24 protein-coding genes are annotated in these 25516 nt (G+C 64.7%); 12 read left to right on the top strand and 12 right to left on the bottom strand.

The window, feature by feature from the left end:
- Nucleotides 1-6: 6 nt before the first annotated feature.
- From BRAGE_RS0136990 to BRAGE_RS0136975, 3 genes are all read right to left on the bottom strand, one after another.
- Nucleotides 7-1620 carry an amidohydrolase family protein gene (locus BRAGE_RS0136990; RefSeq protein WP_027563508.1) on the bottom strand — a complete coding sequence of 538 codons (1614 nt, stop codon included), beginning with the start codon at nt 1618-1620 and terminating at the stop codon, nt 7-9.
- Nucleotides 1617-2435: a uracil-DNA glycosylase gene (locus BRAGE_RS0136985; protein WP_027563507.1), complete on the bottom strand. Its 819-nt coding sequence runs from the start codon at nt 2433-2435 to the stop codon at nt 1617-1619. The genes BRAGE_RS0136990 and BRAGE_RS0136985 overlap by 4 nt, the downstream gene beginning before the upstream one ends.
- Nucleotides 2436-2694: 259 nt before the next feature.
- Nucleotides 2695-3999 carry a TadE/TadG family type IV pilus assembly protein gene (locus BRAGE_RS0136975; protein WP_027563506.1) on the bottom strand — a complete coding sequence of 435 codons (1305 nt, stop codon included), beginning with the start codon at nt 3997-3999 and terminating at the stop codon, nt 2695-2697.
- A gap of 635 nt (nt 4000-4634) precedes the next feature.
- Here BRAGE_RS0136975 and BRAGE_RS0136970 point away from each other — a divergent pair.
- The 4 genes from BRAGE_RS0136970 (at nt 4635) to recQ (ending at nt 9794) form a co-directional block, all read left to right on the top strand.
- The gene (locus BRAGE_RS0136970; protein WP_027563505.1) at nt 4635-5936 is read left to right on the top strand and encodes an O-acetylhomoserine aminocarboxypropyltransferase/cysteine synthase family protein; all 1302 of its coding nucleotides are present in this window, start codon (nt 4635-4637) and stop codon (nt 5934-5936) included.
- A 13-nt stretch (nt 5937-5949) separates the two neighbouring features.
- Nucleotides 5950-6945, top strand: coding sequence for a homoserine O-succinyltransferase MetA (metA, locus tag BRAGE_RS0136965; RefSeq protein ID WP_027563504.1), 996 nt, complete (start codon nt 5950-5952; stop codon nt 6943-6945).
- A gap of 103 nt (nt 6946-7048) precedes the next feature.
- Nucleotides 7049-7792, top strand: coding sequence for a polysaccharide deacetylase family protein (locus tag BRAGE_RS0136960; RefSeq protein ID WP_027563503.1), 744 nt, complete (start codon nt 7049-7051; stop codon nt 7790-7792).
- A 136-nt stretch (nt 7793-7928) separates the two neighbouring features.
- Entirely contained in the window at nt 7929-9794 is a 1866-nt protein-coding gene (recQ, locus tag BRAGE_RS0136955) for a DNA helicase RecQ (protein ID WP_027563502.1), read from the top strand.
- Nucleotides 9795-9977: 183 nt separating this feature from the next.
- Here the strand turns inward: recQ and BRAGE_RS0136950 are convergent, their stop codons facing one another.
- Nucleotides 9978-10994, bottom strand: a complete 1017-nt coding sequence (locus BRAGE_RS0136950) for a 1-aminocyclopropane-1-carboxylate deaminase (protein WP_027563501.1) — start codon at nt 10992-10994, stop codon at nt 9978-9980.
- Nucleotides 10995-11154: 160 nt separating this feature from the next.
- On the opposite strand from BRAGE_RS0136950, the gene BRAGE_RS0136945 reads away from it, so the two are divergent.
- Both BRAGE_RS0136945 and BRAGE_RS0136940 read left to right on the top strand, forming a co-directional pair.
- Complete coding sequence (locus BRAGE_RS0136945) at nt 11155-11619, top strand: Lrp/AsnC family transcriptional regulator (RefSeq protein ID WP_027563500.1); 465 nt, start codon at nt 11155-11157, stop codon at nt 11617-11619.
- A gap of 116 nt (nt 11620-11735) precedes the next feature.
- Nucleotides 11736-12296, top strand: coding sequence for a carboxymuconolactone decarboxylase family protein (locus BRAGE_RS0136940; RefSeq protein ID WP_027563499.1), 561 nt, complete (start codon nt 11736-11738; stop codon nt 12294-12296).
- A gap of 16 nt (nt 12297-12312) precedes the next feature.
- Here the strand turns inward: BRAGE_RS0136940 and BRAGE_RS0136935 are convergent, their stop codons facing one another.
- The gene (locus BRAGE_RS0136935) at nt 12313-13893 is read right to left on the bottom strand and encodes a sensor domain-containing diguanylate cyclase (protein WP_027563498.1); all 1581 of its coding nucleotides are present in this window, start codon (nt 13891-13893) and stop codon (nt 12313-12315) included.
- 151 nt (nt 13894-14044) lie between these two features.
- A complete protein-coding gene (locus BRAGE_RS0136930; protein ID WP_051378263.1) occupies nt 14045-14947 on the bottom strand; it encodes a hypothetical protein in 903 nt (300 codons plus the stop codon).
- A 182-nt stretch (nt 14948-15129) separates the two neighbouring features.
- Here BRAGE_RS0136930 and BRAGE_RS0136925 point away from each other — a divergent pair, with 182 nt between their 5' ends.
- On the top strand, nt 15130-15375 hold the full coding sequence (locus BRAGE_RS0136925) for a hypothetical protein (protein ID WP_027563496.1): 246 nt from the start codon (nt 15130-15132) through the stop codon (nt 15373-15375).
- 9 nt (nt 15376-15384) lie between these two features.
- On the opposite strand, the gene BRAGE_RS0136920 is transcribed toward BRAGE_RS0136925, so the two are convergent.
- A complete protein-coding gene (locus tag BRAGE_RS0136920) occupies nt 15385-16320 on the bottom strand; it encodes an alpha/beta hydrolase (RefSeq protein ID WP_027563495.1) in 936 nt (311 codons plus the stop codon).
- Nucleotides 16321-16455: 135 nt separating this feature from the next.
- Between BRAGE_RS0136920 and BRAGE_RS0136915 the strand changes: the two genes are divergently transcribed.
- A complete protein-coding gene (locus BRAGE_RS0136915) occupies nt 16456-17343 on the top strand; it encodes a branched-chain amino acid aminotransferase (RefSeq protein ID WP_027563494.1) in 888 nt (295 codons plus the stop codon).
- A 100-nt stretch (nt 17344-17443) separates the two neighbouring features.
- Here BRAGE_RS0136915 and BRAGE_RS0136910 read toward each other — a convergent pair whose 3' ends face one another.
- Both BRAGE_RS0136910 and phaR read right to left on the bottom strand, forming a co-directional pair.
- Nucleotides 17444-18061, bottom strand: a complete 618-nt coding sequence (locus BRAGE_RS0136910; protein WP_027563493.1) for a class I SAM-dependent methyltransferase — start codon at nt 18059-18061, stop codon at nt 17444-17446.
- 108 nt (nt 18062-18169) lie between these two features.
- Complete coding sequence (gene phaR, locus BRAGE_RS0136905; RefSeq protein ID WP_027563492.1) at nt 18170-18760, bottom strand: polyhydroxyalkanoate synthesis repressor PhaR; 591 nt, start codon at nt 18758-18760, stop codon at nt 18170-18172.
- 316 nt (nt 18761-19076) lie between these two features.
- On the opposite strand from phaR, the gene BRAGE_RS0136900 reads away from it, so the two are divergent.
- From BRAGE_RS0136900 to yddG, 3 genes are all read left to right on the top strand, one after another.
- Entirely contained in the window at nt 19077-20255 is a 1179-nt protein-coding gene (locus BRAGE_RS0136900; RefSeq protein WP_027563491.1) for an acetyl-CoA C-acetyltransferase, read from the top strand.
- Nucleotides 20256-20495: 240 nt separating this feature from the next.
- Nucleotides 20496-21221 carry an acetoacetyl-CoA reductase gene (gene phbB / locus BRAGE_RS0136895; protein ID WP_027563490.1) on the top strand — a complete coding sequence of 242 codons (726 nt, stop codon included), beginning with the start codon at nt 20496-20498 and terminating at the stop codon, nt 21219-21221.
- A gap of 116 nt (nt 21222-21337) precedes the next feature.
- A complete protein-coding gene (yddG, locus tag BRAGE_RS0136890; protein WP_027563489.1) occupies nt 21338-22207 on the top strand; it encodes an aromatic amino acid exporter YddG in 870 nt (289 codons plus the stop codon).
- 52 nt (nt 22208-22259) lie between these two features.
- Here yddG and BRAGE_RS0136885 read toward each other — a convergent pair whose 3' ends face one another.
- Both BRAGE_RS0136885 and gloB read right to left on the bottom strand, forming a co-directional pair.
- A complete protein-coding gene (locus tag BRAGE_RS0136885) occupies nt 22260-22682 on the bottom strand; it encodes a cupin domain-containing protein (RefSeq protein ID WP_027563488.1) in 423 nt (140 codons plus the stop codon).
- Between the two features lie 24 nt (nt 22683-22706).
- Entirely contained in the window at nt 22707-23474 is a 768-nt protein-coding gene (gene gloB / locus BRAGE_RS0136880) for a hydroxyacylglutathione hydrolase (RefSeq protein WP_027563487.1), read from the bottom strand.
- A gap of 108 nt (nt 23475-23582) precedes the next feature.
- Here gloB and BRAGE_RS0136875 point away from each other — a divergent pair, with 108 nt between their 5' ends.
- Nucleotides 23583-24329, top strand: a complete 747-nt coding sequence (locus tag BRAGE_RS0136875) for a methyltransferase domain-containing protein (protein ID WP_027563486.1) — start codon at nt 23583-23585, stop codon at nt 24327-24329.
- A 280-nt stretch (nt 24330-24609) separates the two neighbouring features.
- Here the strand turns inward: BRAGE_RS0136875 and BRAGE_RS0136870 are convergent, their stop codons facing one another.
- Nucleotides 24610-25389: a DUF4167 domain-containing protein gene (locus tag BRAGE_RS0136870; protein ID WP_027563485.1), complete on the bottom strand. Its 780-nt coding sequence runs from the start codon at nt 25387-25389 to the stop codon at nt 24610-24612.
- Nucleotides 25390-25516 lie beyond the last annotated feature (127 nt).

Genomic DNA, 25516 nt, shown 5'->3' with positions numbered 1-25516 from the left:
CGCGGCCTAGTAGAATGCCGCGATTGCCGTTGCGATTCCCGGCGGAAGATTCGACTCGCTCGTCAGCGTGTCCAGGAAGGCGGGATCGCCCGCCACCGTGAGGCCATCCAGCTTGATCGGATGCAGCGGCTCGGGCGCCGCCGCAGCGGAGGCCAACAGATCGGGACCGGTCCGGATGCCGTTATAGACGAGCCGCGGCCGCAGCTGGACATTGTTGCCGAACTGCTCGTCCAGCGCGAGACGCCATCCGGTGCGCGTCACCGTTCCGCCGGCGATCGCCGCCGACATCGCAAGGCTGTGCGGTTGCAGCGTGCCGAGATTGCCGAGCGCGGCGGTCAGGCGGTTCGTCGCCTCCGCCAGCGTGATGTTCTCGATCCCCGGATCCTGGTCGGGCGAGGTGAAGTCGATCACCCGCGCGCTGCTGCCGATCTTGATCGCTTCGCCGCTTCCGCCCGCCTTTTGCATGACGCTCTTCGTTCCATAGTGCGGCCGTCCGCCGATCACCACCAGCACGACATCCTGCTCGCGCGACTTGATCAGATGGCCGTAGGGATCGCCGGTGACGCCCTTGACGACCAGCAGATCGGCGAACTTGCCCTGGGCGATCGTCCCGAGCTTGGCATCCCATTTCAGGATCGTTGCCGGATTGCGCGTCGCCATCGAGACGATGTCGTAATCGCTGAAGCCGAGATTGAAATGCGCCGAGACGACCTTCGCCGCTTTCAGCTCACCCAAAAGGTTCTTGCTGCCGGATGGCGACCAGTCCGAGCCGAGCGCAATGGTGAGGCCGGCTGCGCGTGCGGCGGCGACATCGGTCGTCTTCCCGTACAGCAGCAGATTGCTCAGCGGAGACCAGACCACCTTGGCCTCGTGATGTGCCATCGTTCCGAAATCGGTCGCATCGAGCGCGGTGCAATGAATGCCGGCCAGCGACGGTTCGATCGCCCAATCGCCCGAACCGTTGCGCAAGGCCAGGAAGTGGCTGTGGGCCTTGGCATCGATGCCTTCGCTGAGATGCAGCAGGAAGCAGGCCGACGATTTCAGCTCGTTGTCGAACTTCGCCCAATCGTCGGCGTCGATATCGGGTATCTTCGAGTGCGCCCGTGGAAGGTCCGGAGGACTGCCGATCTCGGCGGCGCGCAGCGCGCCCTTGTAGTACTTGTGGATCGTGCCGCTCCAGTTCGACAGCGTGATCCCCTGGCTCGTCGTGGTGCCCGCGACCAGGCATTTGGCTTCGACGTAGCGGACCAGAGCCGGCAGCAGCGAGCCGTCATCGGCCAGCGCGATTGCGCTCATGGGGCCGGTCACGGAGGTCTTGTAGGATTTTGCGTTCTGCCACTGGTCGCGATTGCCGTAGAGCTGCGGCACCCGCCACAGCGGCAGGATGTTGTAGCTCAGATGATTGTGCAGCTCGATCAGGCCGGGATAGATGGTGCCGCCGGTCGCGACCGGAGCGACCGTCTCGAAGCCCGCCGGGGCCGGCTGTCCCTTGGGCACGACCGCGGCGATGCGGCTGTCCTCGATGAAGATCGTCCCGCTCTTGATGACGTCGCCGTCGGCCGCCATCGTCACGATCCGTCCGGTCAAGGCCCATCGCTTCGGATTAGCGGCCGGGCTCATGGGATCACTCCGTCGGGGATGGTGATCGTGATGGTGCGTCGCTTGGTCGCCGCGTCAGTGCCCTGGCGCACCGCCCATGCCGCATCACCGCGCATCCAGGCCGGCAGGCCGGCGGGTAGATCCTTCGCGATGATGTCGACGAGCTCGGCCGGCTTGAAGGCGTCGCCATAGGGCACGAGCGTCGTCGGCACATCGGGATGCCCGACCTGCGGCACGAGAGCCGCGAGCGCGGCGTTCCACTTGGTCAGCATGATCTTGGTGTTCGCGGCCTGGGTGGCGGCATCGTGCGCCGAGCTTTCCGGCCAGGTCGGGTGCGGAATGTGCTGATAGGCGAGGGTCTTGTAGGCCGCGCCATCGGACGTCTTGAGCCAGGCTTTCCAGGCTTCGTCCGCGAGGCCACCGAGCGAGACTGCGGCCTCGATGTTGCCGGACGCCAGCACGGCCTTAAGCCATTTGTTGCGATAGCCGACAATGCCCGGCTCGTTCTTGTGCTTGCTGCCGCCACTCTGTCCGTAGACGCTGTACAGGAAGGTGTTCACCATCACGTAGCTCTGCGTGATGCCGAGCTTCGCGAGGAAACCCTGGGTCCGGCGGCCTGCAGTGCCGACCAGGATCCTGCGTACGATGGTTTCGTGCTGGGCCGGATCCTGACCGACGACGAGCACGCGCGCCGATCCGTCGAGGCGGCCGCGGTGAAAGATCGGGCCCCACTCGATCCGGAAATCATGCGGATCGTAGGCCTCGGCGCCAGGGTAGTCGGCGCATAGATCGCGAAATGGTTGTTGGTCGTATCCGCTGTCGAATCCCGTGAGCATGGCAATTGCTCCGATAATGTCGCTGGCAAAATGGCTGCGTCAAAAAAAGCCGGTCGCAATGCCGCAATCTTAGCGGTAATTCACTGTTATGTTCAACCACAATATGGGTCAGGAGAGAGGACCTAAGAGGGCATCGCTGAGCGCAGCGCGAGCGGGTAATCCGCTTGATCTCCGCGATCAACCGCGCCGGCCTGGCGCCGCGCAGCCCGCGCGCCACCGGACGCCGCGACGTCGCGGGCGTGATCGGGAAAGCGCGCGGCTAGTTCGTCAGATGCGAGACGGCAATCGCCTTCTGAAACAGCGCATTCAGCGCGTCGGTGATGCTCGAATCGCTGGAGACTTCGTAATAATAGCCCGACGTCGCGCAGGACTGCATCTTGGTCGCGATCGAGCTGCGCCATGGCGCAATGTAGGTGTTGTACCAGCTGTTGTTGGTGATCGCGAGATAGGTGGTGTAGAGCACGGCGATCTTGACGCCGCGCGCCTTGATGGTGTCGCAGATCGTCGTCGTCAGCGGCTCCTGGCATCGGCCCGACGATGAGATCACGGTCTGGCTGCAATTCGACGGATAATAGTAATCGGCCACGCCGTCGGAGACGAAGAACAGCCATTTCTGCGGCGAGGATGAAGAGCCGTCGCCGGGCGTCGGAATCGCGCCGTTCATCGACGACAGGGTCCCGTCGAAATCGGTGCATATGTCGTTGTTGTAGTTGGTGTAGGGGATCGTCATCAGGTCGACGCCGGAAACCGCCGTCTTGACCGACGAGAGGCTCGAGGTGAGCGCCGAGATCGTGGTCAGGCCGATGGAGCTGCAGTCGCTGCCCATGGTGTAGACCGCCATCCGGTACTGGTTGCTGACGAGCTGGCTGGCGGTGGCGGTGTCGGTCAGCGACTGCGTCGCGTCGCGCACCAGGTCGATCCGCATCTTGATTCCGAGCTTCTTCGCGATCGAGTAATAGCTCGAGGTCTGGAGCGTCTTCTTCGAGCTCGATGTATAAATGTCATGGCAGGCGAAGGCGCAGCTGTCGGAGGTCGCGTTCTGCAGGGCCGTCATGTCGCTCGTGGTGGCGCCCAGCCCCTGCGACGGCGAGTTGTCGAGCAGCACGTAGAAGTCGATGTAGGCAGGCAGCGAAGCCGCCGCGGTCGAAGTCGCCGAGACGACGAGGGTCTTGTAGCCCACGATGCCCATGAAATAGGTCGTCAGGTTGGTCGTTGCGGTGCCCGAGGCGGTGCGTTTGGTGACGCTGTCGGTCACATCGATGGTCACCGAGCTCGCGGTCATGCCGAGTGCGGACATTTGCCCGTTGAAGACGTTCAAGGCGTCGTTCTTCGCGGTCGATGTGCTCTTCGTGATCTCGCTCTTGGCGGTGGCGACCAGCACGGCGGTGTCGAGCGCAGCCGCCAGCTTCACCTTGGCTCGCGCGGCGAGGGAGTAGTCGACGGCGGCGCCGACGAAGGACAACAGTGGCAACAGCGCTAGCGCAAAGATGATGGCGATGTTGCCGCGGCGGTCAGAAGCAAAGCGGGATAACAGGCGACGAGCATTCCCGGTAGCAAAGGTCAAGCAAACGCATCCTCGAACGAAAAACGATGCGCCAACCTAGGCCATCGAAACTTACGCAACGGTTGATCGCGACGCGAACATGCATGTCCGCGCGTTGCAGATCGTTTCTGCGATGCGCGAGAGTCCCTATAAAAATAGGCTCAGCGCGCGTCTGTATCGTTGAGTTCCGTAGTAACACGGGGGAGGCGCATGATGCGTCTTCGCGCGTCTCAATTTGCACGGACACCGCGTCGAGCGTGAGAGCGTCAACCTGTAGTGCTGCGAAAGAGACGAGATCTGTCTGTCGATTCGATCATTCCGAATCGCTTCGGGAGGCAGCGATTCGATCTCGGACGAAGCACAGGCGTTGAGATCTGTGAGAGCGTTCGAAGCGCTCGGCTGCACAGGATGACGCACCTCGGCCCGCAATGAGAAAGAGAAGCGGCGCTGGGCAAGCTGCGGCGGCGCGCTGCGATTCATTAAGCCAAATTAACTCGAATTTTAGCCAATTCACCAACAGCTGTTAGGGTTACTTCCTCGATCTCTATGCGAATTATTGTCCGCTTTACCACCCGCCTCTAACAGAGGGACGGCGGACAACGCACATGCCTCATACAGGCCAATAAGTGCGGCCCGCTCCACGCGGAGGTGGCACGATGCGAAACGAGACGATCGCTATTCACGCCGGTTACGAGCCCGAAGCCACCACGCACGCAGTTGCGGTGCCGATCTACCAGACCGCAGCCTATGCCTTCGACAGCGCCGATCATGGCGCTGCGCTCTTCAATCTCGAGGCCGAAGGTTTCCGTTACAGCCGTATCGCCAATCCGACCAGCGCGGTGCTGGAGAAGCGCATCGCCCAGCTCGAAGGCGGCGTCGGCGCGCTTGCGGTTGCGACCGGCCAGGCCGCGCTGCATTTCGCCTTCGTCAATGTCGGCGATCACGGCGGCAATATTGTTTCCGTGCCGCAGCTCTACGGCACCACGCACACGCTGCTCTCGCACATCCTGCCGCGGCAGGGCATCGCCGGCCGTTTCGCCGAGAGCGACAAGCCCGACGCGATCGCAAAGCTGATCGACGAGAACACCCGCGCCGTGTTCGCCGAGACCATCGGCAACCCCGCTGGCAACGTCTGCGACATCGAGGCGCTGGCCAAGATTGCGCATGCCCACGGCGTGCCGCTGATCGTCGACAACACGGTCGCCACCCCGATCCTGCTCAAGCCGTTCGATTACGGCGCCGATATCGCCGTGCATTCGCTGACCAAGTTTCTGGGCGGCCACGGCACCACGCTTGGCGGCGCCATAGTCGATTCCGGAAACTTTCCCTGGGCCAAGCACGCCGACCGCTTCCCGGCCTACAACAAGCCGGACGCGTCCTATCACGGCCTCGTCTATGCCGAGCGCTTCGGCCGGACCGCCTATATCGAGCGCGCGCGCAGCGTCTATCAGCGCACCATGGGCTCGGTGCTGTCGCCGTTCAACGCCTTCCTGCTGCTCCAGGGCATCGAGACCGTGGCGCTGCGCATGGAGCGCCATGTCGAGAACGCCCGCAAGGTCGCCGAATTCCTGCGCGGTGACTCGCGCGTGGCCTGGGTGAATTACACCGGCTTCCCGGACAGCCCGTATTTTCCGCTCGTCGAGAGGTACCTCAGCGGTCAGGCTTCGTCGCTGTTCACCTTCGGCATCAAGGGCGGCATGGAAGCCGGCAAGACCTTCTACGATGCCTTGAGGCTGATCACGCGCCTCGTCAATATCGGCGATGCCAAGTCGCTGGCCTGCCATCCGGCCTCGACCACGCACCGGCAGATGTCGGCCGAGCAGCAGCGCGCCGCCGGCGTGCTGCCGGAGACGATCCGCCTCTCGATCGGCATCGAGCATTCCGCCGACATCATCGAGGATATCGACCAGGCGCTGGCAAAGGCCTGTCCGTCGGCGCGCCTCCAGGCTGCGGAGTAGGCGGACGGCTCCGATGACGATCTTGATCGACAGGGATCAAGGTATAACGAGTCCGGCGCTGGTGCCGGCGGAGCGTGATCTCGCGCGCGACCATGGCGAGCTCACCATCGGTCTGATCAACAACATGCCTGATACGGCGCTGAAGGCGACCGAGCGGCAGTTCATGAAGCTGCTTCAGGCCGCGGCCGGCGCGCACCGCATCCGCTTCCACTGCTTTTCGCTGCCGTCCGTAAAACGCTCGCCGGAAGCGAAGTGGCATGTCGAGAGCGAATATTCCGATCTCGCGGATCTCAGGCGGCACAGATTCGACGGCCTGATCGTGACCGGAGCCGAGCCGGTCGCACCCGAGCTCGACCAGGAGCCGTATTGGCGGGATCTCACCGACCTGATCGACTGGGCCAAGCTCAACACGCGCTCCACGATCTGGTCGTGCCTCGCCGCGCATGCGGCGGTGCTGCATCTCGACCGTATCGAACGGCGGCGCCTGCCGGCCAAATGTCACGGCATCTTCGACTGCGAAGCCGTGACGGACGATGCCCTGACCCGCGCGGCGCCCGCGCCGCTGAAAGTCTCGCATTCGCGCCTGAACGAGATCGCCGAGAGCGATCTCGACGAGGCCGGCTATCAGGTGCTGACACGTTCGCTTCAGGCCGGCGTCGACGTCTTCGTCCGGCAATATGCCAGCCGCTTCGTGTTCTTCCAGGGCCATCCGGAGTACGATGCGTTGTCGCTCCAGCGCGAATATCTGCGCGACATCGGCCGCTATCTCGCCCGTGAGCGCGAGACCTATCCGCACCTGCCGGTGAGCTATTTTGACGCAGCCACGGAGGAAAAGCTCCTCCGCTTCGAGAAGCAGGCGAAGCACCAGCGTCATCCGGCGCTGACCAACGAGCTGCCCGCGCTGAATCTGCGCACGGATATCGCGGCCGGCAGCGCGGCGGCGGTGCTTTTCCGCAACTGGCTGCAATATCTCGGCGCGGATGCCGACGCGTCGGTCGTGCCGCGCTAGATCGGGGCGGCGGGTTCCGTTAGGACTAACGAAGTGTGAAGCTTGCCTCGGGCCGCGCACGAATGTTTGATTGAGCGAATCGGGGCAAACGGGAAATGCGGTCGTGTGGTCGGCACTCCAGGGACGCGTGAGCAATCGGCTGGCCCGGCATTTCCGCGCCGCGCCGCACCGCCTGCCCGCGCATGCGCCGATGGTGAGCTTCACCTTCGATGACGCTCCCGACAGCGCCGCAGGCGAGGGCGCTTCGCTCCTCGAAGCGCATGGCGGCCGCGGCACATATTACATCGCCGGCAGCCTGATCGACCGTCCGTCGGACCATTGGCATGGCCTGTCGAATGACGCCATCGTGCGGCTGCACCGCGCCGGCCACGAGATCGCCTGCCACACCTTCTCGCACCAGAGCTCGGCCGATCTCGACGAGGCCGCGATGGCCCGCGAGATCGAGCGCAACCGCAGTCATTTCCGCGGCATCGATTCTTCGATCGTGTTGGAGAACTTTGCCTACCCTTATGGCATCGCCTCGATTTGGCGGAAGCCCCAGCTCGCCAAAGCGTTCCGCTCGGCGCGCGGCATCCTGCCCGGCGTCAACAGCGACGTCATCGACCTCCAGTTCCTGCGCGCTTCGCCCTTGGTCAACTACGAGATCGATGCGGCCGGAGTAGATCGCTATTTCGACGAAGCCATCGCGAGCGGCGGATGGCTGATCTTCTACAGCCATGACGTCGTCGATGCCCCCAGCCCCTATGGCTGCACGCCGCACCTGATGCGCCACGCGCTGGAGGCGGCGGGGAAGCGCAGCATGCCGATCGTGACCGTCGCCGAGGCATTGCGAAGGATCGGGGCGTAGTTTTTCACCTCAGCTCAACCCCCTCAGCGCGGGCGAAGCTCGCGCGCAACGGTGCAAGCCCCGCAAACAGTCTTGCCATGCCCGCGCCAGCATGCGACTGGCCTTGTGACAAATCCCAAAGCATCGCTCCAGCACCATGTCCACATCCTCCACCGCTCCGCTGCCTGCGCCGGCCACCGGCCGTGACGCGCTGTCGGTGCTGCATTCGGTGTTCGGCCTGCCGGGGTTCCGCGGCGCACAGGGCGAGATCATTCGGCACGTTACCGACGGCGGCAATTGCCTCGTGCTGATGCCGACCGGCGGCGGCAAGTCGCTGTGCTACCAGCTCCCATCACTGCTACGCGAGGGCTGCGGCATCGTGGTCTCGCCGTTGATTGCGCTGATGCGCGACCAGGTCGCCGGCCTGATCGAAGCCGGCGTCAACGCTGCGGCGCTGAATTCGTCGCTGTCGTTCCAGGAGGCGTCCGACATCGAGCGGCGGCTGATCGCGGGCGATCTCGACCTGCTCTATGTCGCGCCGGAACGGCTGGTGACGCCGCGCTGCCTGTCGCTGCTGGCGCAGGCGAAGGTGGCGCTGTTCGCGATCGATGAGGCGCATTGCGTCTCGCAATGGGGGCACGACTTCCGCCCCGAATATGTCGGCCTCTCCATCATCGCCGAGCGCTTTCCCGAGGTGCCGCGGATCGCGCTGACTGCGACCGCCGATGAGCTGACGCGCAAGGAGATCGTCGAGCGGCTTCAGCTCACGGACGCGCCGCAATTCGTCTCGAGCTTCGACCGGCCGAACATCCGCTACGAGATCGTCGACAAGCGCAACGCGGTGTCGCAGCTCAAGGACTTCATCCGGGAGCGACATGCCGGCGATGCCGGCGTGGTCTATTGCCTGTCGCGCAACCGCGTCGAGGAGGTCGCCGCCGCACTCGACGATGCCGGCATTCCCGCGCTGCCCTATCATGCCGGTCTCGACGGAAGCGTGCGCTCGCGCAACCAGGACCGCTTCCTCAACGAGGACGGCATCGTCATCGTCGCGACCGTCGCCTTCGGCATGGGCATCGACAAGCCCGACGTGCGTTTCGTCGCCCATCTCGACCTGCCCAAGAGCATCGAGGCCTATTACCAGGAAACCGGTCGTGCCGGCCGCGACGGCAAGCCGTCGGCCGCGTGGATGGCCTATGGGCTCTCGGACATCGTGCAGCAGCGCCGCATGATCGACGAGTCCAGCGGCTCCGACGATTTCAAGCGGGTCTCGATCCGCAAGCTCGACGCACTGGTCGGTCTCGCCGAGACCGCACACTGCCGCCGCAAACGGCTGCTCGGCTATTTCGGCGAGATCGTCATGGGCGAGACTTGCGGCAACTGCGACAACTGCCTGACGCCGCCGAAGATGCGCGACGGCAAGGTGCTGGCGCAGAAGCTGCTGTCCTGCGCCTATCGCACCGGCCAGCGTTTCGGCGCGATGCACCTGATCGACGTGCTGATCGGCCGCTTGACCGAGAAGGTGACGCAGTTCGGCCACGACAAATTGTCGGTGTTCGGCATCGGGCGCGAGCTCAACGAGAAGCAGTGGCGCACAGTGTTGCGGCAGCTGGTGGCGATGGGCCATTTGCAGAGCGACAGCGAAGCCTATGGCGCGCTGAAGCTGACGGACTCTTCGCGCGGCGTGCTGCGTGGTGAGACCGAGGTCTGGCTGCGCGAGGAAGCGCCCGGCACGCGTGTCCGCGCCAGCCGCTCCAAATCCCGCCGCGGCGATCTCGCCCCGGCCGCAAACGCGCCGCAAGGCGACGTCGATCCCGAATTGCGCGCGCGGCTGCGCTCCTGGCGCTCAGACGTCGCGCGCGAGCGCGGTGTGCCGGCCTATGTCGTGCTGCACGATGCCACCATCGACGGCATCGTCCGCGCCTGGCCGACGACGCTCGACGAATTGCGCAATGTGCCTGGTATCGGCGACAAGAAGCTCGAGCATTATGGCGAAGAGCTGTTGCAGATCATCAGGACGCGGTAGGGGCGCCGCCGTTATCTCCGCTGTCGTCCCGGACAAGCGAAGCGCAGATCCGGGACCCATAACCACAGGAAGCGGTTTGACGATGACTCGCGGTTGCCAGCTCACGCCACACATCTCCCTGTGGCTATGGGTCCCCGCGTTCGCGGGGACGACAGCGGAGGGGGAGGCGAGACGCCGGTCTACTCACCCGTTCCGGAACGCATAAGCATAGCCGTTCAGCGCCGGTGCGCCGCCGAGATGCGCGTACAGGATCTTCGCGCCCTTCTCGAAATGGTCCTTCTGCACCAGGTCGATCAGGCCCTGCATCGACTTGCCCTCATAGACGGGGTCGGTGATCATGCCTTCCAGACGCGCGGTGAGGCGGATCGCGTCCTTGGTCTCGTCCGATGGCACACCATAGGCGGGATAGGCGTAGTCCTCGATCAGCACGACGTCGTCGGCGACGAGGTCCTGGCCGAGTTCGACGAGCTTGGCGGTGTTCTGCGCGATCTCGAGCACCTGGGCCTTGGTCTGTGCCGGCGTGAACGACGCATCGATGCCGATCACCTTGCGCGCACGGCCGTCCGCCGCGAAGCCGACCAGCATGCCGGCATGGGTCGAGCCGGTGACGGTGCAGACGATGATGTAATCGAACTTGAAGCCGAGCTCCTTCTCCTGCTTGCGGACCTCCTCGGCGAAGCCGACATAGCCGAGCCCGCCGAACTTGTGCACGGAGGCGCCGGCGGGAATCGCGTAGGGCTTGCCGCCCGCCGCCTTCACTTCCTCGATCGCCTGCTCCCAGCTCTTGCGGATGCCGATGTCGAAGCCGTCGTCGACGAGGCGCACATCGGCGCCCATGATGCGGGAGAGCATGATGTTGCCGACGCGGTCATAGACCGCATCCTCGTGCGGCACCCAGGCCTCCTGCACCAGGCGGCACTTCATGCCGATCTTGGCGGCGACCGCCGCGATCATGCGGGTGTGGTTCGATTGCACGCCGCCGATCGACACCAGCGTGTCGGCGTTTGAGGCGATCGCATCGGGGATGATGTATTCGAGCTTGCGCAGCTTGTTGCCGCCATAGGCAAGGCCGGAATTGCAGTCCTCACGCTTGGCATAGATCTCGACCTTGCCGCCCAGATGCTTTGACAGCCGCTCCAGCTTCTCGATGGGCGTCGGGCCGAAGGTCAGCGGGTAGCGCGGAAATTTGTCGAGCTTCATGGGATATCCCGATTGGCGTTGAGGTCTGGGGACGTCGCTAGCATCAACCCGGGAAAATGTGCTCTCGAATATTGCGCCCATATTGCGCGCTATCTTGCGAGGATGGCGGCTTCACGGCATATTCCTTCCGAATTATACCATAGATGCGGAAGCTTCTTCCATGGCCGCCCGGCTCGATCGCACTGACCTTAAGATCTTGAGATTGCTTCAGAATAACGGCCGGCTCAGCAATGCGGAGCTGGCTGAAACCGTGGCGATCAGCCCCGCCACCTGCCATCGCCGCACCCAGCGGCTGTTCGAGGGCGGCTTCATCGCGACCGTCCGGGCCATGGTGGCGCCGAAGAAGGTGGCGAAGGGCACGCTGGTGATGGTCGGCGTCGTGCTCGACCGCTCGACGCCGGAGAGCTTTGCGACTTTCGAGCAGGCGATCGCCAAGCTGAAATTTGTGCTCGACTGCCATCTCGTCGCCGGCGACTTCGACTACTTCCTCAAGATTCGCGTCGGCGACATGGAGGACTTCAACCGCATCCATGGCGAGCAGCTCATCGCGCTGCCCGGCGTGCGCCAGACCCGCACCTTCTTCGTGATGAAGGAGGTCGTCGACAACGCGCCGCTGGAGTTTTGAGCACGCGCTGGTGCTTCAACGCCACTTTTCGAATCGCACGGTCGTCACGGCAACTTCACTTGCCATGCAGGCGCACGCGCGCGAGCCTCGGCGCTTCTCAACGAGGAGATCCTGCCGTGCGCCTTCCCATTCTCGATCCCAAGGATCTGACCGCCGAACAGAAGCCGCTCTATGACGACATGCGAGCGGGCATCAAGGACCACTTCAAGGGCTTCGTGAACATGCGCGACGACGGCGCGCTGCTCGGGCCATGGAATCCCTGGATTCGCGAGCCGCGCTTTGGTGGGCCGGTGTGGGAGCTGGTCAAGGCGGTTGCGTCGAACCCGCTGCTGCCGGCGCCGGTGCGCGAGGTCGCTATCCTCGTCACCGGCTCGCATTTCCGCTCCGGCTACGAGCTCTACGCCCATGTGCTGGTCGCCGAGCAGCGCGGCCTCTCCGACGAGAAGCTCGCGACCATCGTCGCTGGCCAGCGGCCGGTCGATCTCACCAAGCAGGAAGCGGTCGCCTATGACATGGCCTCGGCGCTGGTCAGCGGCGGCGTGCTGCCGGAGCTGACCTACCGGGCGGCGGTGAAGGAGTTCGGCGAGCACGGCGCGGCCGAGCTGTCCTATCTCGTCGGCGTCTATTGCATGGTCTCGGTCACGCTCAACACCTTCGACGTGCCGGTGCCGGACTAAAAGCCGCTTCGTTCGATCACTCCGCCGCCTTGCTCGCAGGCGGCGGCGGTGCGAAGGCGATGCAGCGATTGCGGCCTTCGGCCTTGGCCTGATAGAGCGCATGATCCGCGGCGCCCATCAGGGCGTCGATGCCGGACATGCTGACGGTGGCCTCCGCGATGCCGATGCTCACGGTGAGACCGAATTGAATCTCGCCGGCGAGAACCTGCGTGCTCATCACGCGCTTGCGGATGCGCTCGGCGACAGTCCTCGCCCGCGACAGGCTGGTCTCGGGCAGCAGCACGGCGAATTCCTCGCCGCCGAGACGGCCGACGATGTCCGACTTCCGCTTGCCGTCGAGGCAGGCGGCCGCGACCGCCTTGATCGCGGCATCGCCCACCGCATGGCCGTAGCGATCGTTGACCGATTTGAAGTGGTCGATATCGAGCATCAGCACCGAGACGGCGCGATAGTAGCGCTGGAAGCGGCTCCATTCCGCATCGAGGTTGTCGAGGAAGTGACGGCGGTTGTAGAGGCCGGTGAGCGGATCGGTGGTGGCGAGCGTCTCCAGCATCGCGGCTTTTTGCGTCAGATCGGTGATGTCGACATAGGTCAGCATGCGCCCGCCGTTCAACATCGTGGTGCAATGGGCCCTGATGCGCCTTCCGTCAGGCGTCTGCAGGTCGCGCACGTGATCGCCGGCCTTGACCTCCTCGACGCGTCTTGCCGGAAATTTCGCAAGCTCGTTCGTTGGCAGATTGGGTGCGCTGGCGCGGTGCAGGCGTCGCACCAGCGACGAATAGGCAGGCCGGCTTGCGGCCTCGTCTTCGCTGACCTCCCAGAATCGCCGCATGCGCCGGTTCATGAAGGTGGCGTGCAGGTCGGAGTCGAGAAGGAGGACGCCGTCCTGGACGTTCTCCAGCGCATCCCTCAGCAGCTTCAGTTCGTCCGAGGCGCGCACGATGTCGGTGACGGGCGTATAGGTCAGCATACGTCCCCCATCGGGCAACGGCGTGACCTGGACGCGCACCACATCGCCGTTGGTGCGGCGCAGATCGATCGGCGTCGGATCGCCCGCCTCGATCACCCGGACGCGCTCCGCCACCAGGGCATCGAGCTCAGGGTCGGGCACCTCATAGGCGCCGGTGTCGCGGCCGTGATGAAGCAGCGTGAGGATGGAGGGATTGCTGTCGGCGACCTCGTCGGGCAGGCGCCACATCTGGCGAAACGACTGGTTGATCAGGCGCGCCCGGAGATGGGAGTCGAGCAGCACGATGCCGGTCGGCACATGATCGAGCGCGGCGCGCAGTGCCAGCATCTGGCCGCGCATCAGCGCGTCGGACGAGCGCTCCCGCTCCTCGCCGGTCGGGTGCTCGCTGCCAGGCCGCTCGAATGCGACTCCGACCTGGCGGTCGGATCGCCAGATCACGCGGCAGGCCAGGATCTCGCGGCCCGCGAGCCTGAGTTGGAAACGGTCGGGCACGCCGAGGCCGCTCTCCATCTCGAGCGTCGCGGCCTCCTCGGTCAGCCGGCGCACGACGCAATCGATCGAGGACTGGCCGAAATTGAAGAAAATCTTCCCGGCAAGGAACGTCCGTTCCGAGACCAAGCGGGACATTCGCAGCCTCCAACGCGAATACGATGCGACAAGCCGGCCTAGTGTCGCGCAAGGTTCCTTGCGGCGATGTAACGGAATAGAAGTTTTGGGATGAGGATTAACGATCGGTTGACGGGCGGCGCGCTTTATCCAAAATCCGCTATGGCCGCAGTCAGTTTCGCACGGCGTAGAGTGGCGTGCGCAAGGTCAGCTGATAGGCCGGCTTTGGCATCCACGCGATCTGCGCGGTGATGCCGAACAGGCGGTTGTCGTTGTCGTCCATGCGGTCGAGGTCGAGGCGCAGGATCGGCTGGGTGAAGGACTCCGCCAAGGTCCGGCCAGCGAGCTGCGCGCCGCCGAACGACTGCACGCCGAGCCGCCCGGTGAACTTCCAGTTGCTCGGCCATTGGTAATAGCCACCGGCATAGAGGATCGTGTTCGGCTTGATCCTGGCCAACTGGCTGGCGATGTCGGTGTGAGTGTACTGCACGCCCGCGAGCCAGCCTCGCGTCTCGTCCTCGTCGAGCGCGTAGTCGAATTCCAGGATGTTGTTGAACGAGTTCGTCATGCCCTGCTCGTTCGGCACCGACTGCGTCAGGGTCGATTGCAGCGTGATGGTCGGGATCTTCCCGCCGTTCTGCTGATAGAGGTCGGCCTGCACGCCGATGTTCCAGCTCGTGATGTCGAACGACGACCAGCCGCCGCCGATGTCGGTGGTCGAGCCCGACACGCCGCCATAGAGCGAGACGCGGTCGGTCACGTCGACGGTCAGCGGCAGGTCGACGGCAATGGCTTTCGCCGCCGGCAAGCCGTTCGGCAGCGTCGTGCCGCGTTGTGCTGCCAGCGCTTCGAACGCGGCCGACAAGGACGTGTTGCCGAAGCCGAGCCCGAGCGTGCCTGCGGGGATCGCCGCATAGATGGTGCGGAGATCGAGGTAGATGTTCGGGATGGCGGGCTTTGCGGGTTTGTCCTCGTCGTCATCGGCGGCGAAGGCAGCGCCTGCCGAGATCGTCAGGCCAAGCAGCCCGATCACGACGGGCAAGGCCGGACGGTATGATCGGCGAGAATGGGACACGTGACAATCCGGCGCGTGGCGCTCTGATGACGGAATCGTGTTCTAGATGGAACGTGATCATTCGCGCGGTCAAGCGCTATCCGCAAGCGGTGGACGAGGCGGATGTGCGCGGTTACCCTGCCGTGATCGCATTGACACACTCGCCGGCCAGAGTGCGGCCGGACAATGGAAGGACGACAGACATGAACACGTCACGCCGCATTTTGCTCACGGGTCTGGCGGGGCTTGCTGTTGCTCCGGCCGCGGTCGCCGCCGCCCCGTCGTCCGAGCCCGGGGACGTGACGGTCGCCGAAGAGCGCTTTGCTCGCACGATCGCCGCCGCCCATGCGCCCGATATCAACTGCGCGCGGCAGGCGGAACGGTATGCGGACGCGCACTGGCCGGAATATGTAGTGGCAGCCAGGGCGGTGATTGGCGCGCGCGTGTGAGTCGCGCTTTTATTTCTCCACCGCCCGCCTGACCTGCTCGCCGATCTGCGACAGCACGAGCTGGGCCTGTGGCAGGATCGCGCCCATGGCGTGGAAGTTGTGGACCATGCCGTCATGGCAGACGTGCTCGACCGCGACGCCCGCGGCGAGCAGCTTGCGGGCATAGGCATTGCCCTCGTCGCGCATCGGATCGAACTCGGCGGTGTGGATGATCGCCGTCGGCAGGCCCGCGAGCCGTGTCGCGCGCAGCGGCGAGATGCGGGGATCGGCGGCGTCCAGGCCCTCGGGCAGATAGTCGGCGAGATCGGCCTCGATCGTGACGCGGTCGATCAGATGGCCCTCGGCGAATTCCTCGCGCGAGGGCGAGGTCTCCTCGAAATCCAGCACCGGGCAGATCAGGCATTGCGCGACGATGGAAAGGCCGGCGCTTTGCGCGGCTTCCTGGCACACGATCGCAGCCAACGTGGCGCCGGCGGAATCGCCGCCGACCACCAGCCGTTCGGCGTCGATGCCGAGCGAAGCCGCTTCGCGCGCGACCCATTCGGTTGCGGCGATCGCATCGTCCACGGCGGCCGGGAATTGATGTTCGGGCGCGAGCCGGTAGTCGATCGAGACGAGGCGGCAGCCGGTTGCATGCGCCAGCGCCGCGGCGATGCGGTCATGCGTGGCAATGCTGCCGGCGACGAGGCCGCCGCCATGAAAGAACACGAAGCCCGGCGCGTGCTCGCCGGCGCTTGGGGGTGAATAAAGCCGATAGGACAGCGCTCCGCCGGGGCCGGGCAGCGTGCCATCTGACGCCGTCACGTCAGGCGCGTCAGCGCGCACGAATTGCATCAGCTTCGCCAGCGACTGCCGCCGCGCCTCGACGCTCGGCCGGCTCCGTGCTTGGGACCCGGCCGCAGCCATCATGGTCAACAAACGCTTTGCGAGCGGATCGAGCGGCATGGGACACTCCGTGACGTGCGCGTACTATAGCGGATTTGCTCAGTCTTACCCTCCCCTGGAGGGTATCCAAATCCCGCAGCAAATCGTTTAGAAATTGGGACAATAGTGCCGGAACATTTCCAGGGGAGGCCGGTCATGGCCGAGATCAAGAAGCCGATCGAATATTCGCCGAGCTGGACCTTCTTCGAGGGCAAATGGCACGACGGCAATGTGCCGATCATGGGCCCGCGCACGCATGCGGCCTGGCTCGGCTCGGTCGTGTTCGACGGCGCGCGCGCTTTCGAGGGCGTCGCGCCCGATCTCGACCGCCACGTCGCCCGCGCCAATCAATCCGCGATCAACTTTGGCCTGAAGCCGGTGGTCGATGCCGGAACCTGGCTCACGCTCGCGAACGAGGGCATCGCGCGCTTTGCACCGAATGCCGAGCTCTATGTGCGTCCGATGTACTGGGCGCAGAACGGCTCGGGCGGCGGCGTGCTGTTCGACCCCGAGACCACCAATTGGTGCCTGTGCATCTACGAAGCGCCGATGCCGAAGCCTGCCGGCAACGCCATCACGCTGTCGCCGTTCCGCAGGCCCACCGCCGAATGTGCGCCGGTCGAAGCCAAGGCCGCCTGTCTCTATCCGAACAATTCGCGCGCGCTCGCAGAGGCCGCCGCGCGCGGCTTCCAGAACGCACTGATGCTCGACATGCTCGGCAACGTCGCGGAGTTCGGCAATTCCAACGTGTTCATGGCCAAAGACGGCGTGGTGTTCACGCCGGTGCCGAACGGCACCTTCCTCAACGGCATCACGCGCCAGCGCGTCATCAGCCTGCTTCGCGGCGACGGCGTCACCGTGGTCGAGAAGACACTGCGTTATGCCGACTTCCTCGCCGCCGACGAGATTTTTTCAACCGGCAATTTTGCAAAAGTCGCGCCGGTGATCCGCATCGACGAGCGCGAGCTGAAGCCGGGTCCGCTCTATACCAAGGCGCGAAAACTCTATTGGGACTTTGCGCATGCGGTGAAGCTGGCGGCTTGATCTGGACGTTCCGCCGTCATGCCCCGGGCTTGTCCCGGGCATCCACGTTCTTCTTCGCCGTGATGCGTGGATGGCCGGGACAAGCCCGGCCATGACAGAGCTAAGCCAGTCGCCGAAACCGGCTGAACTGAAACGCCTGCGTCGAATCCCACGGCGTGTGATGCGTCTCGCGGCGCGTCTCGACCAGCGCGAATTCCGGCCCGAGCTCTGCGGCAAGGCTCGCGCTGTCGTGCCGCTGCACCGGCAGGCCGCTGCATTTCTCCGGACCATCAGGCGCAAACGTCGCGATGATGACATGCCCTTCTGGTTTGACCGCCGTCCGCAGGCGCTCGACATAAGCAGCCCTGTCGTGCGGGTCGGTCAGGAAGTGAAACGCCGCGCGATCGTGCCAGACATCGTAGGTCTTCATTGGCCGCCACGTCGTGGCATCGGCGACGATCCAGTCGACCGTTGAAGCGGCGGCGCCGATCCGCTTCTTGGTCGCATCAAGCGCGTCGGCGGAAAGATCCAGCACAGCGAGATCGCGATATCCGTCCCGCAGCAGCGCATCGACCAGCCGCGAGGCCCCGCCGCCGATATCGATGATGGCCGCGTCATGGTCCGGAGCGGCCGCGCGAATCATTTCGAGGGAGATCGTTGGGCTGGCCTGAAACCAGCTGACCTCGGTCTCGCCCTTGGTGGCGTAGACGCTCTGCCAGTGCGTGGTGCGGTCAGACATGGCGGCTCCGGCCTCGGCCGGGGGACAGCAGCGCGCAAGCGGCGCTGCCGGGATCAAGTGGCAATTCGCGCGTCCGCCGGAGGCGGACGCGCCGGCGCGAACGAAGGGCTACTCGTCCTTCTTCGACATCTGTTCGAGGCGCTCCTGCATTTCCTTCATCTGCTGGCGCAGGTCGTCGATGTTGCTGTCCTTGGGCGCCTCGGCGCTCGCATCGGGCTCCGGCTCGGGGCTCGCTGCCGGGCGGGGCGCGGCGAACGGCTTGAACATCGAGAAGGTCTGTTGGAACAGCTCCATGTTGCGGCGGACCTGCTCCTCCAGCGGCGCGAACGGCGTGCCGGACAGCGTGTTGGCGATCTGCTTGCGGAATTTCTCCTGCTCCTGGGTCAGCGTCGCGATCGACTGCTCCAGATATTTCGGCACCACCATCTGCATGCTGTCGCCGTAGAAGCGGATCAGCTGGCGCAGGAAGGTGGTCGGCAACAGGTTCTGGCCGGCCTTGTTCTCCTGCTCGAAGATGATCTGGGCCAGCACGGAGCGGGTGATGTCGTCGCCGGTCTTGGCGTCGTAGACCAGGAAATCTTCGCCGTCCTTGACCATGGCGGCGAGGTCTTCCAGCGTCACGTAGGTGCTCGTTCCGGTGTTATAGAGCCGGCGGTTCGCGTATTTCTTGATCGTGGTGGGTTGGTCTGATTTCGCCATGGGCTCTCACTTGCAAAACGCTGAGAACGGGAACCCGGCGGCTATGCCGCAGGGCGGGAAGAGTACGCAACGCAACAAAATAAGCATTTTCAAAGGGGTCACGCTACCGTTTTGTGCGCCACGGTTAATCGGGCAGCAAAAACATGCTTGCGAAAGCGCCAAGAACGCTATTTTGAATGCGCTGCGGTATGGATTCGGTCGTCGGCCGATTGACATGCCTCAACGACGTTAACAGGATGCCTGACGAGACTGACGGGCCTTTTCCCAACCGCCCGCCTGCCCCTTTTTAGAAAACCTCAAGCCCCAGGAGATGCCCATGTCAGACGATGTCGTCATCGTCAGCGCCGCCCGCACCCCGGTCGGAAGCTTCAACGGAGCGTTCGCGACCCTTCCCGCCCATGACCTCGGCGCCGTCGCCATCAAGGCCGCGCTGGAGCGTGGTGGCATCGAGCCCGGCCGGGTCTCGGAAGTCATCATGGGCCAGATCCTGACCGCGGCCCAGGGCCAGAACCCCGCCCGCCAAGCCTCGATCATAGCCGGCATTCCGGTCGAAAGCCCGGCCTGGGGCGTGAACCAGCTTTGCGGCTCCGGCCTGCGCACCGTTGCGCTCGGCTACCAGGCGCTGCTCAACGGCGATTCGGAGATCGTGGTCGCCGGCGGCCAGGAATCCATGAGCATGGCTCCGCACGCCCAGCACCTGCGCGGCGGCGTCAAGATGGGCGGCCTCGAATTGGTCGACACCATGATCAAGGACGGCCTGTGGGATGCCTTCAACGGCTACCACATGGGCAACACCGCCGAGAACGTCGCGCGGCAGTGGCAGATCACCCGCGCCCAGCAGGACGAGTTCGCCGTTGCCTCGCAGCAGAAGGCCGAGGCCGCGCAGAAGGCCGGCAAGTTCAAGGACGAGATCGTTCCCGTCACCATCAAGACCCGCAAGGGCGACGTCGTCGTCAGCGACGACGAATATCCGCGCCATGGCGCAACGCTCGATGCGATGGCCAAGCTCAAGCCCGCCTTCGAGAAGGACGGCACGGTTACCGCAGGCTCGGCCTCCGGCATCAACGACGGCGCTGCCGCCGTGGTGCTGATGACCGCCAAGCAGGCGGCCAAGGAAGGCAAGAAGCCGCTCGCGCGCATCGTGTCGTGGGCGCAGGCCGGCGTCGATCCGAAGATCATGGGATCGGGCCCGATCCCGGCCTCGCGCGCCGCACTGAAGAAGGCCGGCTGGAACGTCGGCGATCTCGACCTGATCGAGGCCAACGAGGCCTTCGCGGCGCAGGCCTGCGCCGTGAATAAGGACCTCGGCTGGGATACCTCGAAGGTCAACGTCAACGGCGGCGCGATCGCGATCGGCCATCCCGTCGGCGCCTCGGGCGCGCGCGTGCTGGTGACCTTGCTGCACGAGATGCAGAAGCGCGATGCGAAGAAGGGCCTCGCCACGTTGTGCATCGGCGGCGGCATGGGTATCGCGATGTGTCTGGCGCGCGACTGAACGTCGCCGGCGAGAAACTGACGCGTGCGCCGCACACCTGATTGAGTGCGTTGCACGCGACTAAAAAGGCGGCGGTTGCAAATCAAATATTCTTCGCAACTGCGCAAGCCTCGACTAAATACAAACGCCCGGCTCAACGCCGGGCGTTTTGTTCTTGATGTCCGTCAAACCAGCCGCATAATCCACCGTTAAAAACGATCACTCAGAAACGTCCGAAGAGTCCAAGGGAAGGAATACGATATGGCACGTGTTGCATTGGTGACGGGTGGTACGCGGGGCATCGGGGCTGCGATCAGCAAGGCGCTGAAGGCGGCCGGCTACAAGGTCGCGGCGAGCTACGCCGGCAACGATGCCGCGGCGGAGAAGTTCAAGGCCGAAACCGGCATCGCCGTCTACAAATGGGATGTCAGCAATTTCGATGCCTGCGCGGAAGGCGTGAAGAAGGTCGAGGCCGATCTCGGGCCGATCGAGGTGCTCGTCAACAATGCCGGCATCACCCGCGACACCGCCTTCCACAAGATGACGCTGGAACAGTGGAACGCCGTCATCAACACCAATCTCGGCTCGCTGTTCAACATGACGCGCCAGGTGATCGAGGGCATGCGTTCGCGCAAGTTCGGCCGCATCATCTCGATCTCGTCGATCAACGGCCAGAAGGGACAGTTCGGTCAGGTCAACTATTCCGCGGCGAAGGCCGGCGACATCGGCTTCACCAAGGCGCTGGCGCTGGAGAACGCCAAGGGTGGCATCACTGTGAATGCGATCTGCCCAGGCTATATCAACACCGAAATGGTGCAGGCGGTGCCGAAGGACGTTCTGGAGAAGAACGTGATTCCGCAGATCCCGGTCAGCCGGCTCGGCGAGCCCGAGGAGATCGCGCGCGCGGTCGTGTTCCTCGCCGCCGACGAGGCGGGCTTCATCACGGGATCGACCATGACCATCAATGGCGGCCAGTATCAGGCCTGATTTGGCCGCAGCCCTTTGATCCAAAAGCCTGTAGCTTCGGGCCCGACAAGGCGATAGTGAAGACGAAAATGCCCGGCCTCGTGCCGGGCATAAACGTCCTCAGAGCCTTTTGATCGATGAGCCCCCGCACAGCCACACTGATCGGACTGACCGCGATCCTGATGTGGTCGCTGCTGTCCGTGATGACGGTCGCGACCGGAAAGATCCCGGCGTTCCAGCTCGCCGCGATGACCTTTGCGATCGGCGGTCTCGTCGGTCTCTTGACCTGGATCGGCCGCGGCGATGCCGCAAAAAGCCTGCGCCAGCCGCTGGTCGTGTGGGTTGTCGGCGTTGGCGGCCTGTTCGGCTATCACGCGCTGTATTTCCTCGCGCTGCGCTTTGCGCCGCCCGCAGAAGCTGGCCTTCTGAACTACATGTGGCCGCTCTTGATCGTGCTGTTCTCGTCCTTCCTGCCCGGCGAGCGGCTCGCCTTACACCACATCATCGGCGCCGTGCTCGGCCTCGTCGGCACCGTGCTGCTGTTCGCCGGCAACACCAGCGGTTTTGCGCCGGGGGCGGTGCCGGGATTGATTGCGGCCTTCATCGCCGCCTTCGTCTGGGCGACCTATTCGGTGCTGTCGCGCCGGCTCAAGGCGGTGCCGACCGATGCGGTCGCCGGCTTCTGCCTCGCCACATCCGGGCTCGCCGCGCTGATGCATGGTGTGCTGGAAACCACGGTGTGGCCGGAGACCGCGCTGCAATGGCTCGCCGTGATCGGGCTCGGCATCGGCCCCGTCGGCGCCGCCTTCTACGCCTGGGACATCGGCATGAAGCGCGGCGACATCCGCGTGCTCGGCGCCGCCTCCTACGCGACGCCGCTGCTCTCGACCGGCTTCCTCATCGCCGCCGGGTTTGCAAAGGCCAGCGCCAACATCGCCATCGCTGCGATCCTGATCGCCGGCGGCGGGTTGATCGCGGCGAAGGACATGGTGCTGCGGAAAAGGTGATTGTCATTTCGAGTTCGCCGCTTGCGCGCCGCCTCGGAACGACAGCGTCGAGCTACGGCTCCCAGCCCTTCGGCGCCAGCTCGAACTTGGCGAACTCGAATGCGGGCGCAACAGTGCAGCCGACCAGCGTCCACTCGCCCGTGGTCTCCGCCATCTGCCAGGCATTCGCCGGCACGATCGCCTGCGGACGCTCGCCGCCGAGCAGGTCGGTGCCGAGCCGTACCTCGTGCTGGGAACAGCCGTCATGGGCGATGCGCAGCATCAAGGGGCCGCCGGCGTAGTAATGCCAGGTCTCGACCGCATCGATGCGGTGCCAGTGCGAGCGTTCGCCGCGCGCGAGCAGGAAATAGATGAGCGTCGAGCGCGAACGGCCGTTGGCATCCGTGCTCTGGTCGCGAAAGGTCTCGCGATAGTGCCCGCCCTCGGGGTGCGGGCGGAGTTCGAGGCGTGCGATGATCTCGGCTGCGGTCGGCATCGATCCCCGTCAGGACTTGTTTGTTCAGGACTTGTTTTTGCGCTCGCGCAGCTCGCCGAACACCGCGGCGGCATCCGCGCCCTTCATGTGTAGCTTGGCTGCGACCTCGGGCGCATCAGCCCGCAGGAACACGTTTGCTCGCTTCTCGTCACCAAGCAGTGAGGGAATCGTCGGCTTGTTCTCGGCCCGCAGCTTCGCCACCTCCGCCGCGCGCGCCTGGAGCGCCGCGTTATCAGGCTCGACGGTGAGTGCGAATTTGACGTTGGACGCCGTGTATTCGTGGCCGCAATAGAGCTTGAAGTCGTCGGGCAGGGCGCGGAGCTTCAACAGCGAGTCCCACATCATCGGATAGGTGCCCTCGAACACGCGGCCGCAGCCGATCGAGAACAGCGTGTCGGCGGCGAACACCGTCTTCTCATTGTCGAACACGTAGGAGATGTGGTCGAGCGTGTGGCCCGGCGTCTCGACGACGCGCGCGAGCAGATTACCGACCTTGACCACGTCGGCATTGGCAACGCGCAGATCGACGTTCGCAATCTTCGTCGTCTTGTCGTGCGGCGCGACGACGCGGCAATTGTATTTCTGCTTGAGTTCGGCGACGCCGCCGACATGATCGCCATGATGATGGGTGATCAGGATGTCGGTGAGCTGCCAGCCCTCGCGCTCCAGCGCCGCAAGGATGGGACCGGCCTCCGGCGCATCGATCGACGCGGTTGCCTTGGTTTCCACATCGTGGATCAAATAACCGAAATTGTCGTTTAAACAGTTGAAAGTACGAATTTCGGCGGCCATGACATCTCCATCGCGCTCAGCCCCGCCAGACAAATATGGCGTTAACGTTGCGCAGGCAATGCAATATTCCGCGCGCAGCAGTGCCCTTGTGCATGTTACATTGCCGTCATGAGCATCGATGTCGTCGATCTTCGCGAATTCTATTCCCGCCGCCTCGGGATCGTGGCGCGGCAAATGATCAATCGCGGCATCAGGGAGCGCTGGCCGAATGCCGACGGCCAGCGCGTGCTTGGCATCGGCTATCCGACGCCCTATCTCGGGTTGTTTCGCGAGGATGCCGAGCGCTGCATCGCCTTCATGCCGGCGGCCCAGGGCGTGCTGAAATGGCCGACGGGACGGCCGGCGCTGGCCTCGCTGGTGGATGAATTCACGCTGCCGCTTCCCGACGCCGCGGTCGACCGCATCCTGCTGATCCACGCGCTGGAGATGTCGGACGATCCGGCTGCGCTGCTGCGCGAGGTGTGGCGGGTGCTGTCGCCTTCGGGGCGCGTCATCGCGGTGATCCCGAACCGGCGGGGAGTGTGGACCCGCACCGACAACACGCCGTTCGGCCACGGCCGGCCCTATTCGCGCTCGCAGATCACCGAGCTGCTGCGCCAGACCTGGTTCACGCCGACCGCCTGGGGCGAGGCGCTGTTCATGCCGCCCTATGCCGGCGGCTGGGTGCTGAAATCGGCGCAGATGTGGGAGCGTGCCGGCGCGGCGCTGTCGCTGCCCTTTGCCGGGGTGCACATCGTCGAGGCCACCAAGCAGGTCTACCGCGCGATCCCCGCCAAGCACGAACGCGCGCGCCTCATTCCCGCACTGACCAAGCCGGTGCTGGTGCCGTCCTCGACCACGGTCACGCGGAGCTAAGGCACAAGCGTCGCCGGGACCACGGTGCGCTCCCTCTCCCGCTTGCGGGAGAGGGCTGGGGAGAGGGTGCCTCCGCAGAGAGATTCCCCGAGAGGAGAGAGCCCTCACCCGGCGCTTTGCCATAGCCGAGGCTCTGCCTCGGCGTTTCTGAGAACGGCCGCCGGAGGCGGCCTACGCCTCTCCCGCAAGCGGGAGAGGTGCAACACCGCCACCGACTGTTCTCAAACAATCGTCCCGGCGCGAGGCCGGGACGATTGCAGATCAGAAAATCAGAAAAGGCTTACTCGCCGGGCGCGAGATCGTCGCTCGAACCGGCGGGCGCTGCCTCGCGCTCGGGGCGCGGGCCGTGCGGCCGGCGCCGGCGGCGCGGATAGCGTTCGCCACCGCCGCCCTCAAAGCCGCCCTGGCCGGCATTGGCGCCGACATTCGCTTGCGGCTGTGCGCCGGTGATGAAGGAGGGCAGGCGGTCGACGCTGCCGGCATCGGCGATGACGGGCTGCGGCTGGTTCGCAGGTTGCGGCTGCGGTTGATATTGCGGCTGCGGACGATGGTCGCGTTCGCGGTGCTCGCGCGGCTGCTGGTTGTCGCGCTGATAGGGCTGCTGGCTGTCGCGGCTCTGGTGATCACGCTGGTGATGATCGCGCTGGCCCTCGCGCATGTAAGGCTGCTGCTGTTGCGGCTGCGGGACGAAGCCCGGCTCCTGGCCGAAATTCGAGAAATTCTCGCCGTCGTCCTCGCTATCGTCGCTGGTGCTGATCGGCTCGTCGCCGCGCGGCTGCTGCTGGTTCTGGCGGAACTGTTCCTGGGCCGCCGCGATCAGGCGGAAATAATGCTCGGCATGCTGGTAGTAGTTCTCGGCTGCAACGGGGTCGCCGGAGGACCGCGCGTCGCGCGCGAGCTGGAGATATTTCTCGGCGATGTGCGAGGCCGTGCCGCGGATCTTGATGTCGGGTCCGTTGGACTCGTAGACCCGGGTCATCGGGTTCTGGCCGCGCCGGTTGTTGTTGTTGTTATTGTTGTTGCGGTTGCGCATCCGCTGCTTGTTCTGACCGTTTCTCATGTCCTGCCTTTAATTCCAGCCCTAAAGGTTGCACGCATTACTGATTGCTAGGAGTGACTTGCTGACAGCGGTTCACATGTCTCGCGCGCACCGCGCGCAAGAGCGGATCGAACCCTGCCGATGTTCG

It is taken from the genome of Bradyrhizobium genosp. SA-4 str. CB756, from assembly GCF_000473125.1.
GTDB lineage: Bacteria > Pseudomonadota > Alphaproteobacteria > Rhizobiales > Xanthobacteraceae > Bradyrhizobium > Bradyrhizobium arachidis.
Note: the sequence above shows the minus strand (reverse complement) of the source record. Positions and strands in the feature narration are given on the sequence as shown.